This is a genomic window from Pseudonocardia hierapolitana (assembly GCF_007994075.1).
GTDB lineage: Bacteria > Actinomycetota > Actinomycetes > Mycobacteriales > Pseudonocardiaceae > Pseudonocardia > Pseudonocardia hierapolitana.
In genome coordinates this window covers 4030774-4045555 of the sequence record NZ_VIWU01000001.1, presented here as the reverse complement: position 1 = coordinate 4045555, position 14782 = coordinate 4030774, and the positions used below count along the sequence as shown (strand labels likewise).

Annotated in this window: 13 protein-coding genes and 1 pseudogene; 5 read left to right on the top strand and 9 right to left on the bottom strand. The window is 73.7% G+C overall.

From position 1 onward, the window contains the following. Positions 1 to 504 precede the first annotated feature (504 nt). Entirely contained in the window at positions 505 to 1674 is a 1170-nt protein-coding gene (locus FHX44_RS19395; RefSeq protein ID WP_147257086.1) for a tetratricopeptide repeat protein, read from the top strand. Between the two features lies 1 nt (position 1675). Here FHX44_RS19395 and FHX44_RS19390 read toward each other — a convergent pair whose 3' ends face one another. Next, positions 1676 to 3613 carry an FtsX-like permease family protein gene (locus tag FHX44_RS19390; RefSeq protein WP_147257085.1) on the bottom strand — a complete coding sequence of 646 codons (1938 nt, stop codon included), beginning with the start codon at positions 3611 to 3613 and terminating at the stop codon, positions 1676 to 1678. After that, on the bottom strand, positions 3610 to 4317 hold the full coding sequence (locus FHX44_RS19385; RefSeq protein WP_246170475.1) for an ABC transporter ATP-binding protein: 708 nt from the start codon (positions 4315 to 4317) through the stop codon (positions 3610 to 3612). The genes FHX44_RS19390 and FHX44_RS19385 overlap by 4 nt, the downstream gene beginning before the upstream one ends. Before the next feature lie 233 nt (positions 4318 to 4550). Here FHX44_RS19385 and FHX44_RS19380 point away from each other — a divergent pair, with 233 nt between their 5' ends. Together FHX44_RS19380 and FHX44_RS19375 are read left to right on the top strand one after the other, a co-directional pair. Then, on the top strand, positions 4551 to 5723 hold the full coding sequence (locus tag FHX44_RS19380) for a sensor histidine kinase (RefSeq protein ID WP_147257083.1): 1173 nt from the start codon (positions 4551 to 4553) through the stop codon (positions 5721 to 5723). Further along, positions 5720 to 6361 carry a response regulator gene (locus FHX44_RS19375; RefSeq protein WP_147257082.1) on the top strand — a complete coding sequence of 214 codons (642 nt, stop codon included), beginning with the start codon at positions 5720 to 5722 and terminating at the stop codon, positions 6359 to 6361. The genes FHX44_RS19380 and FHX44_RS19375 overlap by 4 nt, the downstream gene beginning before the upstream one ends. A 250-nt stretch (positions 6362 to 6611) precedes the next feature. Here the strand turns inward: FHX44_RS19375 and FHX44_RS19370 are convergent, their stop codons facing one another. The 5 genes from FHX44_RS19370 to FHX44_RS19350 all read right to left on the bottom strand — a co-directional run bounded on the left by FHX44_RS19370 (position 6612) and on the right by FHX44_RS19350 (position 11460). After that, a complete protein-coding gene (locus tag FHX44_RS19370) occupies positions 6612 to 7202 on the bottom strand; it encodes a class I SAM-dependent methyltransferase (protein WP_246170474.1) in 591 nt (196 codons plus the stop codon). A 19-nt stretch (positions 7203 to 7221) separates the two neighbouring features. Beyond that, a complete protein-coding gene (locus FHX44_RS19365) occupies positions 7222 to 8133 on the bottom strand; it encodes a S1C family serine protease (protein ID WP_147257081.1) in 912 nt (303 codons plus the stop codon). Between the two features lie 179 nt (positions 8134 to 8312). After that, positions 8313 to 9428 carry an XdhC family protein gene (locus FHX44_RS19360; RefSeq protein WP_147257080.1) on the bottom strand — a complete coding sequence of 372 codons (1116 nt, stop codon included), beginning with the start codon at positions 9426 to 9428 and terminating at the stop codon, positions 8313 to 8315. Further along, on the bottom strand, positions 9421 to 10551 hold the full coding sequence (locus FHX44_RS19355) for a vWA domain-containing protein (protein WP_147257079.1): 1131 nt from the start codon (positions 10549 to 10551) through the stop codon (positions 9421 to 9423). Before FHX44_RS19355 ends, FHX44_RS19360 begins: the two co-directional genes overlap by 8 nt. Positions 10552 to 10557: 6 nt before the next feature. Further along, the gene (locus FHX44_RS19350) at positions 10558 to 11460 is read right to left on the bottom strand and encodes an AAA family ATPase (RefSeq protein WP_147257078.1); all 903 of its coding nucleotides are present in this window, start codon (positions 11458 to 11460) and stop codon (positions 10558 to 10560) included. Positions 11461 to 12000: 540 nt separating this feature from the next. On the opposite strand from FHX44_RS19350, the gene FHX44_RS19345 reads away from it, so the two are divergent. Next, positions 12001 to 12321 carry a transglycosylase family protein gene (locus tag FHX44_RS19345; RefSeq protein ID WP_425469143.1) on the top strand — a complete coding sequence of 107 codons (321 nt, stop codon included), beginning with the start codon at positions 12001 to 12003 and terminating at the stop codon, positions 12319 to 12321. A 36-nt stretch (positions 12322 to 12357) separates the two neighbouring features. Here the strand turns inward: FHX44_RS19345 and FHX44_RS43885 are convergent. Together FHX44_RS43885 and moaC are read right to left on the bottom strand one after the other, a co-directional pair. Next, positions 12358 to 13256: pseudogene (locus tag FHX44_RS43885) on the bottom strand (molybdenum cofactor biosynthesis protein MoaE). Between the two features lie 20 nt (positions 13257 to 13276). Then, positions 13277 to 13756 (bottom strand): cyclic pyranopterin monophosphate synthase MoaC, encoded by a 480-nt coding sequence (gene moaC, locus FHX44_RS19330; protein ID WP_147257074.1) that lies wholly within the window; start codon positions 13754 to 13756, stop codon positions 13277 to 13279. A 400-nt stretch (positions 13757 to 14156) separates the two neighbouring features. On the opposite strand from moaC, the gene FHX44_RS19325 reads away from it, so the two are divergent. Then, complete coding sequence (locus tag FHX44_RS19325; protein ID WP_147257073.1) at positions 14157 to 14768, top strand: LysM peptidoglycan-binding domain-containing protein; 612 nt, start codon at positions 14157 to 14159, stop codon at positions 14766 to 14768. Positions 14769 to 14782 lie beyond the last annotated feature (14 nt).

Below are 14782 nucleotides of genomic sequence, written 5' to 3'. Positions count from 1 at the left end.
GGCTGCGACTCCCACAGGGTCGGTGGAGAACTACTGATGAGGTTCCGAGGCCTGCGACATCAGGCCCACAGGACGAAGAGAGGCATGCGAAAACAGGCTGATCCCGCACGTCGCGCCTGAGGCAGCGACCCACAGCCAGGCGGTGGATTCACGCCCGGCAGCCTTGCGGTCCCGACCCGCCCGTCGCGCAACGTCAGCAACAAGCAGATCCAAGATCGCAACCTCCTCCATGGGAGGAAGCCATCCGGAAGCTACCAGATGTTCATCAACTTCGTCGAGCCCTGTCGTGACATCGCTGCCCGACCGCCCCGATGCCACTGGTCCGACGCGCTCTCGCGGCCGGATCGGGCACCGCGGGCGGCGGTCGCGGGCGCGGCCGGAGCAGCGTCACCCGCCGAGCCGTGCACGCCCTCCGGGCCGGACATCCGAGCCACGAGGCGGCGGCGCGTCCGGGGTCCACGGAATCGGGCGGGCAGGCGCGGGTCCGGTCGTGGCTACGCGTGAATGGGCGCGACAGTGCCGCGGAGCGCGGCGCCGCCGAGCGCGCCCGCGGCTGCGGTGCCCCCGCACCGTCGCGCACGGAAGCCCCAGCCCGATCGATGTGCCTCCCTTTCCGGGCCGGTCCGACCACCCCGCGATCGCGTTCTCCGCGACGGCTCGCGTCTCCGCCGGGCGCATGACGAGCAGGAGGCGAAATCACGTCGTCCGGACGGGCAAGAATCGATGAACGTTCGTCGTCACCGCACGGGTGGAGCGATCTCATCAACGGTGATCCCGGCGACGCCGCCGTCCTGCGTCTCATCCGAGTGGTCCGGAAATGGCCCCGAGCACCCCCCGGCGTTGCGTCGACGTTCGGGGCGTGATCGGGTGAATGGGAGAGGAGGACGCCGGATGCCGCAGTGGACGCGCAGTCGACGAGGCTCACGCCGGACGCGCGAAGGCGCACACGAGATCGCCGCGCGCCATGCAGCCGGCGTCGATCTCTGGCGCGCGGGGCGCGCCGAGGAGGCCGTGGCCCTGATCGAAGAAGCCCTCGAAAGCTGCCGCGTCGGGCTGGGAGAGGACGACCCCGCCACGCTCACCGTCGCAGGCAACCTCGGCGCCGTCTGCTTCTCGGCAGGCGCGTGGCAGCGGGGCGTCGATCTGCTGGCGGCGAGCGTCGCCGATCGCACGCTCGTGTTCGGCCCGTCCGACCCCCGCACGCTGACGGCCGTGGACGCGCTCGCCACCGCCTACCGCGTCGTGGGCCGGATCGACGAGGCGGTCGCGCTGTCCGAGCGCGTGGCCGCCGAGCGCAGCCGGGCGCTCGGCCCCAGCCACCCCGACACCTTGACCTCACGGCTGGGGCACGCGCTCGCGCTGGCGGCGTTCGGCGACACCGAGCCGGCGCTCGCCCTCCTCGCCGCTGCCCTGAACGACGCGGAGCGGGCGCACGGGCCGCGTCACGAACACGTCATCGCGTTGCGCGCGAACCTCGCGGGCTGCCTCGCCCTGCTCGGGCGACCCGCCGAAGCCGCAGGCGAACTGCAGCGTGCCGCAGCCGACGCGGCTGCGCTCCTCGGCCGGGGGCACCCGGAGACCGAGGCGCTGTTCGCCGATCTGGCGCACGCACACGATCGGTCGTGGTTCTTCTCGATCGGCCGGATGGCGGACGTGAGCCGCGACCGCGGCTGATTCACCGGTCGTCGCGCAGGACCCCGGTAGTCACTCTCCGTAGCAGCGGGCGGGACGCGGCCGACGCCGCAACCACGAGCCCGACGCCCCCGGCGAGCGTCGCCGCGAGCACGGCGAGCCCGGACGGCTCCAGCACTCCGGACGCGGCCGCGAACGGGGACGCGCACAGCAGGCCCATCGCCAGCGCGATGGCGCCGACCACGAGCAGCGGGCGCAGCGTCTCCGCCCGGCGGGCGGCGTCGAGCACCCTGATCGGGGTGCCGGCGAGGCTCGACAGGCGCAGCGTGCGGCGGTGGTCCAGCACACGGGCGGCCGCGGTGGTGCCGGTGGCGGTGGCGGCGATGAGGAAGGTGCCTGCGAGCACCACGAGCGCGCCGGTCCGCAGATCGGCCACGAGCTGCCCGCCCTCGGCATCCGACTCGCGTTCGGTCAGCACCGGCTCGTCCGCGAGCGGTGCGAGCGCGGTGCGCACGACGTCGCGGTCGGCGGGGACCGTGGGAGCGACGGCGAGGCCCGGCTGCCCGTTCACGTCTGCCGGCACGACGTCGGCGGCGATCCCGCGCTCGACCAGCCGCGCGCGGACGGCCGCCTCGAGGTCGGCGACCGGTCCCGACGAGACGACGCGCAAGGCCGTGTCGTCCCCGTACGCGGCGGCCGGAACCGCGGCCGTCAGCGGTGCCAGGAACCCCGCCACGAACACGGCCATCGTGAGACCGGCGACCGGCCGGAACGCACCACGCGGGTCGTCGAGCAGCCTGCGCCCGGCGAGCAGCGCGGCCGGGGTGCGCGCCGAGCGCGCCATCCCGGCGCCGAGCAGCCGCACCACGAGCGGCCCGATCAGCGACACCGCGCCGAACATCGCGAGGACGCCGACACCGAACACCAGCCCGACGAGCGCGGCAGGTGTCACCTGGCGGGCACCGTTCGCGGCCGCGAACACGGCGACGCCGCCTGCGAGGCCGAGCAACCGCAGGAGCCGCGCCGAGCCGGGGCGCTGCCTGCGGACGACGCCGAGCGGTCCGATCACGACCTCGCGCATCCCACCGAGAGCGGACAGCGTCGCGAGGACGGCCACCCCGGCCACGATCCCGGCGACCGTCGCCGGTCCGGGACGCAGGTCGCCTGGGAACCACGCGCTCCCACCGAGTTCGATCGCCGCCAGCGCGGGCGCGACCGTCCACTGCAGTACAACGCCCGCCACGGCCGCCACGACGGCGATCACCGCGACCTCGGAGACCGCGGCCACGGTCACCTGCCCGGTGGACGCGCCCAGCAGGCGCATTGTCGCCAGTCGCTCGGCGCGCCGGACGGCACTCAGCCGGGCCGACGCACCGAGCAGGCTCGCCACCGGGAAGACGAGCAGCGCCGCCGCCACGTACGTGAGCTGGCGGTAGATCATCAGCAGGTCCGACGGCGCCGCGCCGAAGGCGGAGACCGGCACGGCGTCCGGGAGGTCGGCCGGTGCGGCGCCGACCACGGCGACCAGCTCGTCGGGCCCCATCAGCCCGGCGTCATCGATCATTCCCGCCGGTGCCGGGAACCGGGCGGCGAGCTGGTCCGGCGGGAGCTGCCGGGCGAGCGCGGCGAGCGCGGGCGAGAACCACACCTCGCCCGGCGGGGGGATCCTGGGCAGCCCCGGCGGGGTGGGAGCGCCGGGGGCAACGGCCGCGACGTCCACCCGGTGCACGACCCGGCCGGCCGCAGAGTCGACGCTCGTCCGCACCAGCGCGACGGGCACGCCGGCTCCCGCCGTCACGTCTCCGGTGCGCCACCCGACGCGGTCCTCACGGGCGTCCCAGCCGTGCACGGCGCCGAGCGCGACCGCGAGCAGCGCCGTACCCGTCGCGATCCCGATTCCGACCAGCGAGGCCGCCGTCATCGCGCGGCTCCCACCGAGCCGCAACAGCCGGAGGGAGAGCGCGGCGGAACGGACGATCACCGCGGACCGCCGAACCCGACGGCGGGGACCGGAACCGGGTCGGTCCGTCCGTCCCGCAGGACGATCACCCGGTGGCACCGCGCGGCGACATCGGCGTCGTGGGTGACGACCACGAGCCCGGTGCCGGTGCGCGCGGCGAGCCCGGTGAGCAGGTCGATCAGCGTGCGGCCCGTGTCGGTGTCGAGCGCCCCCGTCGGCTCGTCGGCGAACACGACCTCGGGCCCGGTCACCAGCGCTCGCGCGATCGCCACCCGCTGCTCCTGGCCCCCGGACAGCTGACCGGGCCTGCGCTGCTCGAGCCCGTCGAGGCCGAGCGCGGGGAACCACTCCGCGGCACGCGCCACCGCGGTACTGCGACCCACCCCGCCGAGCATCAACGGCAACGCCACGTTCTCGACGGCGGGCAGCTCCGGCAGCAACTGCCCGAACTGGAACACGAAACCCAGCCGCGATCCGCGCAGGGCGGTGCGCCGCGCCTCCGACCACCCGTCGATCCGGTCGGCGCCCAGCCACACCTCGCCGTCGTCCGGGCGCAGGATGCCGGCGAGGCAGTGCAGGAGCGTCGACTTGCCGGATCCGGACGGTCCGGTCACGGCCACCACTTCGCCGCGCTGGACCACGAGGTCCGCGCCCAGCAGCACCGGGGTCGCACCGAAGCGGTGCGTGAGCCGGATGCCGCGCAGCGCCGGTGGGCCGACCGTCACCGGCGGTTCCCGTCGGCGAGGTTCTCGAGGAGCGGGAGCGTCGCCATCACCACGAGGATGAGCACCCCGCCCACCCACGCCGCCGTGCCGAGGAACGCCACGATCATCTGTGCCATGCCGACACGATCGTCGGGCGGCACGGGCGCCCGCCTCGGCCGCAGGGCGGAACCCCGCACAGGCGGCTCGTACTTCCGGCCGAGGGGACCGCCGGCCTCCGCACATAGGCTCGTGCCGTGATCCGCCTGCTCCGCTGGATCCGGCGGCACGTCGGACTGGTCGCCGAACTGGCCGCCTACGGCTTCTGGCTGATGGTCGACCTCGTCGTGTCGGTCGTCGCGGGTCCGATCGGCGTCCTCGTCCCCGCTGTGGCCGTCCCCCTCGTCGTGCTGGCGCGCAGGCGACCCGGCGCCCGGCTGGTGCCCTCGGCCGCCGTCGCGATCGGCCTGTCCGTCGCGATCTCGCTGGTCTCGGCGGTGCAGGCCGCGGTGCTCCCGGTGATACCGGGACCGGTGTCCGCGCTGTCGTTCACCGAGCAGCTGGCGCTCGCCGTCGTCGTCGTCACCGTGCTGCACCGGTGCCCGCTGCGGCCCGCCCTGGTGCTCACGGCGGCCGCGGCGGTGGCCATCGTCGGCTCGCCGATCATGCGGGAGACCGAGACCGCCGCGAGCGGGTTCGGCGTGCTGTCGGCGCTCGGCTGGGGCGGCGCCGTCGCGGTCGGGCTCGTGCTCCGGGAGATCGACACCCGCAGGCGGGCCGCGGTGGAGGACATCCGGTCCACCGAGCGGATGGAGCTGGCCCGCGAGCTCCACGACGTCGTCGCGCACCACGTCACGGGCATCGTCGTCGCGGCCCAGGCCGCAGCCGTGGTCGCCCGCACCTCCCCCGACGACGTCGACCGCGCGCTCGCCGCCATCGAGCACGCGGGCACCGACGCGCTCACCGCGATGCGGCGGATGGTCGGGGTCCTGCGCGGGCAGGACGCCGAAGGCGGGCGGACCCCCGGTGCGGAGCTGGCCGAGGTGCGCACGCTCGTACAGCGGTTCGACCCCGACGCCCGCCTGGTACGCCTGTCCACCGACCCCGGGCTCGAGCACGCCGTGCTGCCACCGGGGGTGGCCGCGACCGGCTACCGGGTGGTGCAGGAAGCTCTCACCAACGTCCGCCGGCACGCGCCGCACGTCGCGACCGTCGAGGTGGACGTCCGGATCCGCGAGGAGGCCCTGCTGGTGTCGGTGCGCAACGACGGCGTCCCCCAGGCCCCGGTGAGCGGGCGGGTCGGAGGCGGGTTCGGCCTCGTGGGGATGGGTGAGCGGGTGGCCGCGCTGGACGGCACGCTCGCCGCGGGACCGACCGCTCCCGGGTTCTGGACGGTGTCGGTGCGGCTCCCGCTGCGAGGCGCCCGATGATCCGGGTGCTGCTCGCCGACGACCAGGAGATGGTGCGCACCGGCTTCCGGCTGATCCTCTCCGCCGAGCCGGGCGTCGAGGTGGTCGGCGAGGCCGGCAACGGCGTCGACGCCGTCACGCGGGCCCGGGAGCTGCGTCCCGACGTCGTGCTGATGGACATCCGGATGCCCCAGCTCGACGGTCTGGAGGCAACGCGCGTGCTCGTCGCCGACCCGAAGCCGCCGCGCATCGTCGTCGTCACGACGTTCGACCTCGACGAGTACGTCTACGGCGCGCTCCGCGCGGGCGCGTGCGGCTTCCTGCTCAAGGACGCGGGCCCGCGGCTGCTCGTCGAGGCCGTGCGGGCCGCGGCGGCGGGCGATGCGCTCGTCTCACCGTCGGTCACGGTGCGGCTGCTCGAACACCTGGCCACCAGCCCGGTGGCGCGCACACCGCGGCTGCCCGACCCGCTCTCGCCGCGGGAGCTGGACGTCGTGCGCGCCGTGGCGCGCGGCCGCACCAACGCCGAGATCGCCGCCGAGCTCTTCGTCTCCCTCTCGACGGTGAAGACGCACCTCACGAACATCCAGACCAAGCTGTCGGCCCGCAACCGCGTCGAGATCGCCGCGTGGGCGTGGGAGCACGGCCAGGTGCGCTGACCGCTGTACGGGGTGGCCACACAGGTGAGCGGTCGAGGAGAGGGGAAAGGCGTGCACACGCGAGAGGCCCCGGAGAGCCGGCGGCCGCCGTCGCGCCCGAGCCCGGAACGGCGCGCCCACCGCAACCTCACCCGACCAGATCAACTCGACGGCCCCGTTCCAGCCTGGCCGACGGCGCGAGCGGCATGCCACCGCTGAACGCGCCTGGCGGTGCCACCACCATGATCACGAAACCCGGGGGTAGTGCCGGCTAGGCCGTTGCCACGATCAGATAGCGCTCATCCTCAATGTGGCCTCCCCACAAGGCCGGGTCCGGCAGGTGGTGCAGCTCGACTGCGCTGGTCGCGCTCCGGACGAGCGGAAGCAGGTCCTCGGCAGGCAATCCGGCGCCCGTGTGCCAGCGCCCTTCCACGAGCACCAGCCGACCACCCGGCACGAGCAGGCTCGCCCAGCGGTGCAGGACTGCAGGCACGTCGGGCAAGGCCCAGAGGACGTGCCGTGACAGCACGACGTCGAACGGCCCACCTACCTGCGGATCGCGCGCATCACCCTCGAGGAGGGCGACCTCCACACCCAGGCGCCGGGCCTTCGCGGCCGCCTGCTCGAGCATCCGGGGAGAAAGATCGATCCCCTGCACGACGAAGCCGAGCGCTGCCATGAGGACGGCCACCGATCCGGTGCCGCAGCCGACGTCCAGGACCCGCGCCGGTGGCACCGGGAGCGCGTCCTGCAGCAGCGCCGCCCAGGCTGTGCGGACGCGCGCATCCGAGAGACCGTGATCGGGCTGCTCGTCGAAGCGGTTCGCCTGGTTGTCCCAGGCCTCCCGGATGGCGCGCGTCACACCGGCGACCGTACCGACGTCAGCCGAGCTCGGTCGGCACCGCGACGACGTCGACCATCGCCCCGTTGCGCAGCACCGTGACGGGGAGCGGCACGCCGATCGCGTCGCCGAACAGCTGGCGTTGGATGCCCTGGGCGTCCTGCACGGGCCTGCGGCCGACGTCGAGCACGAGGTCGCCGGCCCGCAGCCCGGCCCGCGCAGCGGGGCTGCCGCCGATCACCTCGGCGAGCCGCAACCCGTTCTTGCGCCCGTACTTCTCCGCGACGGCCGTGGGCACCGGCGCCGGGCTCCCGACCACGCCCAGGTAGGCCCGCCGCACCCGTCCGTGTGCGAGCAGCGTCTCCACGATCCGGCGCGTGGTGGCGTTGACCGGGACCGCGAGACCCAGCCCGATCCCCGCCACGGCGGTGTTGATGCCCACCACGCGAGCGTGGGAGTCGGCGAGTGCACCGCCGGAGTTCCCCGGGTTGAGCGCGGCGTCGGTCTGGATCACGTCCTCGACCACCCGCCCGGCCCGGCCGCTGCGGGTGGGCAGGGCCCTGCCGAGCGCGCTCACGACACCTGCGGTCACCGAACCGGCGAGGCCGAGCGGGTTCCCGACCGCCACGACGAGCTGGCCCACCACCAGCCCGTCGGCGTCGCCGAGGCGCGCGGGCGGCGGGAGGTCACCGGGCCGGTCGGCGCGCAGGACAGCCAGGTCGGACAGCGGGTCGGTGCCGACGACGGTGACGCCGGCCTGGGTGCCGTCGACGAAGTCGGCGCGGCCCGTGCGCGCCTCGCCGACCACGTGGGCGTTCGTGACGAGGATCCCGTCGCCGGGGACGACCACCGCGGACCCGCTGCCCCGGCCGGTGCGGACGGCGGCGACGCGCCCGGTGAGCTCGGCCGCCACAGCGCTCACGGTGCGGGAGTAGGAGTCGAGCTCGTCCATGACGGCCTCCTCGCGATTACAGCGTTGCACGTCTTGCGTGCACGAGGAGAACGCCGTGCCAGACCTCCGTGTTCCGCAGCGGCGTCCGCGCGTGGCTCGACTCTTCGAAGCGACATGCCTCGTGCGCCGCGAGCGCGCCGGGAAGGGCCCGCGAGCCCGCCGGAGCGGAGCGGAGACGATCAAGCAGAGTGGATCGGGCCCTCGCGCTCGGCGAGCCTGCTGCCCACGCCGCCCCAGTGCAGGGCGATCATCTCGGCGGCGATCGAGACCGCCGTCTCCTCCGGCGTGCGGGCGCCGAGGTCGAGGCCGATCGGGGAGGACATCCGGGCGATCTCCTCGTCCGTGACGCCCACCTCGCGCAGCCGGGCGAGGCGGTCCTCGTGGGTGCGCCGCGAACCCATCGCCCCGATGTAGCCCACCTCGGGCAGCCGCAGTGCGACCTCCAACAGGGGGACGTCGAACTTCGGGTCGTGGGTGAGCACGCACAGGGCGGTGCGCCCGTCGATCCGCCCCGCCTCGGCCTCGGCCTTCAGGTAGCGGTGCGGCCACTCGACCACCACCTCGTTGGCGCCGGGGAACCGGGACGCCGTGGCGAACACGGGTCGTGCGTCGCAGACGGTGACCCGGAAGCCGAGGAAGCTGCCGATCTTGGCGACGGCGGCGGCGAAGTCGATCGCGCCGAACACGATCATGCGGGGCGGCGGGGCGAACGACTCGACGAACACGTCGAGGCCCTCGCCGCGGCGCTGGCCGTCGACGCCGTAGTGCAGCATCGCGTTGCGGCCCGCGTCGAGCAGGCCGCGGGCGTCGTCGCGGACGGCGTCGTCGAGGCGGTCGGAGCCGGTGCCGCCCTCGGTGCGGTCCGGCCAGATCACGAGCCGCTTGCCCAGCCGCTCCGCGGGCCCGGCGACGACGGTGGCGACGGCCACCGGTGAGCCGGAGCGGATCGCGTCGGCCACGGTGGCGAGCTGTTCGTAGGTCGTGCGGTCGACCTTCTCCACGAAGATGTCGATGATCCCGCCGCAGGTGAGCCCCACGGCGAACGCGTCGTCGTCGGACACGCCGTAGCGCTGCAGCACCGGCCGCCCGTCGGAGAGCACCTGCTGGCCCAACTCGTACACCGCGCCCTCGACGCACCCGCCGGACACGCTCCCGACGGCCTCACCGCCGGGCCCGACGAGCATCGACGCGCCGGGCTGCCGGGGCGCGGAGCTGTACGTCCCGACGACCGTGGCGAGGGCCGCGGTCTGCCCGTTCTTCCACCAGCCCTCGAGCTGATCCACGACATCACGCATCTCGTACCACCTCGAGCAGTCGTTCCAGGGTGGCCAGACTGTGGCCCGCCAACAACTCGTCCAAGAACGGCAGCGCTGCGACTATTCCGCCCTGCACGGGCGCGTAGCCGTCCTTGCCGACGTGCGGGTTCACCCAGATCACGCGGTGGGCCAGCCGGCGCAGCCGGCTCATCTGTTCGCGCAGCACGTCGGTCTCGCCGCGCTCCCAGCCGTCGGAGAACACGACGACCACGGCCCGCCTGGCCGCGCCGCGCTGTCCCCACCGGTCGACGAAGGCGCGCAGCACCTCGCCGAGCCGGGTGCCCCCCGACCAGTCCGGGATCGCCTTCGCCGCTGCGGCGAGCGCCCGCTCCGGGTCGCGCATCCGCAACTCGCGGGTGACCCGGGTGAGCCGGGTGCCGAGCGTGAAGGCCTCCACCGAGGCCGGGCCCCGGCGGACCACGACGTGCGCGAAGCGGAGGAGCGCGTCGGCGTAGGGCTCCATCGAACCGGAGACGTCGAGCAGCAGCACGACGCGGCGAGCCCGCCGGGACCTGTCGCGCCTGCGCAGCTCGCGCAGCTCACCGTGGTTGCGCAGGGCGGCCCGCAGGGTGCGCCCCGGGTCGGTGCTGCCGTGGGTGGACGGGCGCAGCCTGCGCGACGCGCGGGTGGGCAACTGCGGGCGCAGCAGCGCCATCAGCCGGCGCAGGTGCTCCCGCTCGGCGGGCGTGAGCTCGCCGAGATCGCGGTGGCGCAGGATCTCGGTGCCGCTCGCCCGCGCGTGGATCTGGGGGGAGTCCGAGCCCTCCTCGCCGCCCTCCGCCTCCTCCGGGGTGAGCGCGGCCAGCCGCGGCGGAGGCGGCGGCCGCTCGTCGCGCACCTGGGTGCGACCACCCTGCCCCGGCTCGAACCAGCCGGCGAACGCCTGGTCGTAGCGCGGCAGGTCGTCGGGGTCGGAGCAGAGGGTGAGCCGCCCGGCCCAGTACGTATGCGTCCGGTCGGTCACGTCGAGCGCGTCGAGCGCGGAGAGGAAGGCCACCACCCGGTCGGTGGTGATGGCGAGCCCGGCGTTGCGGAGCACGACCGTGAACCCCACGAGCCCGGGGAGCGGGTCCGTGGCCTGCGGTGTGAGCGTCGGTCCCATCCGGTCTCAGGACGCGAGGAGGGTGTCCAGCTGGACGCGGATGCGATCGGCGTCCTCGCGGTACTTCAGGACGGCACCCAGCGTGGCTGCCGCGGCGTCGACGTCGAGGTGCCGGGCGCCGACCAGCTGCAGCGCCCGCGCCCAGTCGATCGTCTCGGCGACGCCGGGCGGCTTGAGCAGGTCCAGCTGGCGCAGCTTCCGCACCGCTCCCGCGACCTGGGCGGCGAGCCGCTCGGGCACACCGGGCAGCCGCGAGTGCAGGATCTGGATCTCGCGCTGCAGGTCCGGGTGGTCCAGCCAGAGGTAGAGGCAGCGTCGCTTGAGCGCGTCGTGCACCTCTCGCGTGCGGTTGGAGGTGAGGACGACGAGCGGCGGTTCCTTCGCCCTGATCTCGCCGACCTCCGGGATCGACACGGCGTGCTCGGTGAGCACCTCGAGGAGGAAGGCCTCGAACTCGTCGTCGGCGCGGTCGATCTCGTCGATCAGCAGCACGCTCGGGCTCGTCTGCAGGGCGCGCAGGATGGGGCGGGCGAGCAGGAAGCGGGGGTCGTAGAGCGAGGCCTCGACCGCGTCGGCGTCGAGGGTCTCCCCGGTGGCCGACGCCGCCGCCTCCAGGGCGCGCAGGTGCAGCAGCTGCCGGGGGAAGTCCCAGTCGTAGAGGGCCTGGGAGGCGTCGATGCCGTCGTGGCACTGCAGCCGGATCAGCTCGGCGTCCAACACCTGGGCGAGCGCCTGCGCCAGCGCGGTCTTACCCGTGCCCGGTTCCCCCTCGCAGAACAGCGGACGGTTCATCTGCATCGCGAGGAACGCGGCGGTGGCGAGTCCGTCGTCGGCGAGGTAGCCGGTGGAGCGCAGGGCCGCCGCCAGCTCCGCGGGCGACCCCGCGGCATTCGAGGGGCGTTCTGTCACGGTTCCAGCATGACGGACCGGCAGCCGGGCAGCCACTACTGGTGAGCCCGGTCATGCCTGCTGCGTAACCGATCGATCACGGAGCGTCACATTGAACGCGGCGCAATCGGTAATACTTCCGGTTTGGAGATATTGGTTCCGCCGTGATGGAACCGTGATCAGACCTCTGCTGACCTGGGCGTATCCGCTTATCGTCAAGTCAATCGCTCCATTAACGTGAGGTTGCTCACGTCTGCAGAGTTTGACGATTCGCGGGATCCGGCTCGTACGGTCAACGAGCGGTCGGATCGGAAGGTTCGACCGAAATGCATCCGGAACCGTCGCACTACACCCGGTCCCACGGTTCCGGTCCGTCGAGCAGAAGGCGGGGCCGGGTCGAGCACGGCATTCATGAGTGCCATCCCCCGTGGCAATTCATGATCACCAGAACGTGATCAGCGGGCTTCCTCCAGCCCGCTGACGAGCACGTTCGCTTCGTCAGTGCGAGCAGGAGACACCGAAATGACTTCACGACCCGATTCCCGCCTGGGCCGAAAGCTGGTGCGACTGGCCGTCGTCGGTGCAGTTGCGGTCGGCGCCCCCTTCGCCGTCGCCGGGACCGCGAACGCGGCCTCGACCTCGACCTGGGACAAGCTCGCGAAGTGCGAGAGCGGCGGTAACTGGAAGATCAACACCGGAAACGGTTACTACGGTGGTCTGCAGTTCAGCCACCGCACCTGGCGCGCCCACGGCGGCCAGGGCATGGCCCACCAGGCCAGCAAGGCGCAGCAGATCAAGGTCGCGGAGCGCGTCCTCGCGAACCAGGGCTGGAAGGCGTGGCCGTCCTGCTCGAAGAAGCTGGGCCTGCGCGGCCGCGACTGATCCGATGGCGAGGCGCCGATGCCGAGCCGGCGGCGCTCAGGCCGAGCCGACCCACTCGTCGGTGCCGTCGGCGAACAGCTGGTGCTTCCAGACGGGCAGCAGGCGCTTGACCTCGTCCACCAGCTCGGCACAGGCCGCGAAGGCCTCCTTCCGGTGATCGGCGGCGACGGCGCAGGCCAGCGCCACGTCGCCGATCCCGAGCGGGCCGATCCGGTGGCTCACCGCGATCGCTCGCACCCCGACGGCCCTGGCCGCGACGTCCGCGGCGACCTCGGCCACGACCTTCTCCGCGGTGGGGTGGGCGCTGTACTCGAGACCGCGCACGGCGCGCCCGCCGTCGTGGTCGCGCACCACCCCGGCGAACGTGACCACCGCCCCCGCGGCGGCCTGGTCCACGAGCGCCGCGTGCTCCGCGACGTCGAGCGGGGCCTCGCCGACCTCGGCGCGCAGCACGGCGGCGCCGGTCCCGGTTCCGGTCATCGGTGGTCCCCTCCTCGCAGCTGGTCGACGGCGTGGTCGAGCACGTCGGCCAGCACGGCCAGACCGTCTCGAACTCCACCTGTCGATCCGGGCAGGTTCACGACCAGTGTGCGCCCCGCGACGCCGGTCAGCCCGCGCGACAGCACCGCCGTCGGCACGGTCGGGGCGCCGGCGGCCCGGATCGCGTCGGCCAGCCCCGGCACCTCGTAGTCGAGCACGCCCCGGGTGACCTCGGGGGTGGCGTCGGTCGGCGAGATCCCGGTGCCACCGGTCGTGATCACGACGTCGACCCCGTCGGCGACGGCCGCCCGCAGGGCCTCGCCCACGGGCTCCCCGTCCGGTACGACCACGGGCTCCGGGGTGGCGTACCCGCGTTCACGCAGCCACTCGACGATGATCGGGCCGCCGCGGTCGGCGTAGACGCCTGCCGCCGCCCGGTTCGACGCCGTGACCACCCGCGCCCGCCGCTCCGCGGTCACGACCGGTCCTCGGGCCGGGTCCAGGTGCCGGTCTTGCCGCCCTCCTTGCGCTCGACGCGGACCGCGTCGAGGACGGCGGCGGGATCGACGGCCTTCACCATGTCGTGCAGCGTGAGCCCGGCGACGGCGACGGCCGTCAGCGCCTCCATCTCCACGCCGGTGCGGTCGGTGGTGCGCACCGTCGCCCGGATCCGGACCTCGTCGCCCTCTGCCTCGAGGTCGACCACGACACCGCTCAGCGCGATCGGGTGGCACAGCGGGACCAGATCGGGCGTGCGCTTGGCGCCCATGATCCCGGCGATCCGGGCCGTGGCGAGCGCGTCGCCCTTGGGCAGCCCGTCGCGGCGCAGCAGGTCCACCACCTCGGCCGTGGTGCGCAGCCGTCCGGTGGCCACGGCGGTGCGCGCGGTGGCCTCCTTGCCGGTGACATCGACCATGCGGGCCGCACCGGCGGCGTCGACGTGGGTCAGCTCCACAGGGGAACCCTACGACCTCGACCGTGACCGGGCCGAGACCCACTAGAAACGTGATCTAGGCCACTACTTAGCAACCTGAAAATATCTTGACCGTTGAGCGGGACGTCGCAGCTGAGCTGCGCAGATCGAGCGTTCAACCGCTGTTCACTCACCGCACCGAGGATGCCGGTGGCCGCGGCGGGGGTTTTCGATCGGCTGAACCGGACGTAACGTCCCTCCTCGGTTCGCCCGGGTGCCCCAGATCCGGACGGATCCCGGGAATCGCAGCGCTCCCCTGTCCGGCGATCCCGGCCCCGCCCCCGACGAAGCGCAGGACAGGAAACGGACCCGCGGCCGATCAGGCCGCGCCGCCAGCTCCCCGGCGGTCGTCGTCCGGATGCGCAGCGCGCGGAGTTGCCCCATGGCCCGCTACCGCGGCCGTCACCGTGCCCCGAGCAGGACCGGTCGGACCATCGCCCGCACCGCCGTCGCTGGCGCCGTCGCAGGCGCCCCGCTGCTCGTCGCAGCCCCCGCCAACGCCGCCCCGGACTCGGCGTGGGACAAGCTCGCCCAGTGCGAGAGCGGCGGCCGGTGGGACATCAACACCGGAAACGGCTACCACGGTGGCCTGCAGTTCTCGCCGAAGACGTGGTCGGGCTTCGGCGGCAAGGAGTTCGCTCCGGTGGCCTACAAGGCCAGCCGTGAGGAGCAGATCATCGTCGCCGAGCGCGTGCTCGCCAAGCAGGGCTGGAACGCCTGGCCTTCCTGCTCGCGCAAGACGGGCGTCCGCGGCGAGTCCTCCACCCAGCGCGAGGCCTCGGCACGCAAGTCCGGCAACTCCGGCGAGCAGGTGCGCCTGGCCGCCCAGGAGACCACGACGAGCGGCGACTACGTCGTCAAGCGCGGCGACACCCTCGGCCGCATCGCGGCCGCCAACAAGGTCGCAGGCGGCTGGAAGGCGCTCCTCGAGAAGAACCCGGCGCTGAAGGCCGACCCGGACAACCTCAAGGTGGGCCAGCGCCTCACCCTCTGATCCCACGCCGAATT

Coding starts and splice junctions, on each gene's coding strand:
- FHX44_RS19395 (WP_147257086.1), top strand. CDS start 505: ATGGGCGCGACAGTGCCGCGGAGCGCGGCGCCGCCGAGCGCGCCCGCG.
- FHX44_RS19375 (WP_147257082.1), top strand. CDS start 5,720: ATGATCCGGGTGCTGCTCGCCGACGACCAGGAGATGGTGCGCACCGGC.
- FHX44_RS19365 (WP_147257081.1), bottom strand. CDS start 8,133: ATGGACGAGCTCGACTCCTACTCCCGCACCGTGAGCGCTGTGGCGGCC.
- FHX44_RS19360 (WP_147257080.1), bottom strand. CDS start 9,428: ATGCGTGATGTCGTGGATCAGCTCGAGGGCTGGTGGAAGAACGGGCAG.
- FHX44_RS19355 (WP_147257079.1), bottom strand. CDS start 10,551: ATGGGACCGACGCTCACACCGCAGGCCACGGACCCGCTCCCCGGGCTC.
- FHX44_RS19325 (WP_147257073.1), top strand. CDS start 14,157: ATGGCCCGCTACCGCGGCCGTCACCGTGCCCCGAGCAGGACCGGTCGG.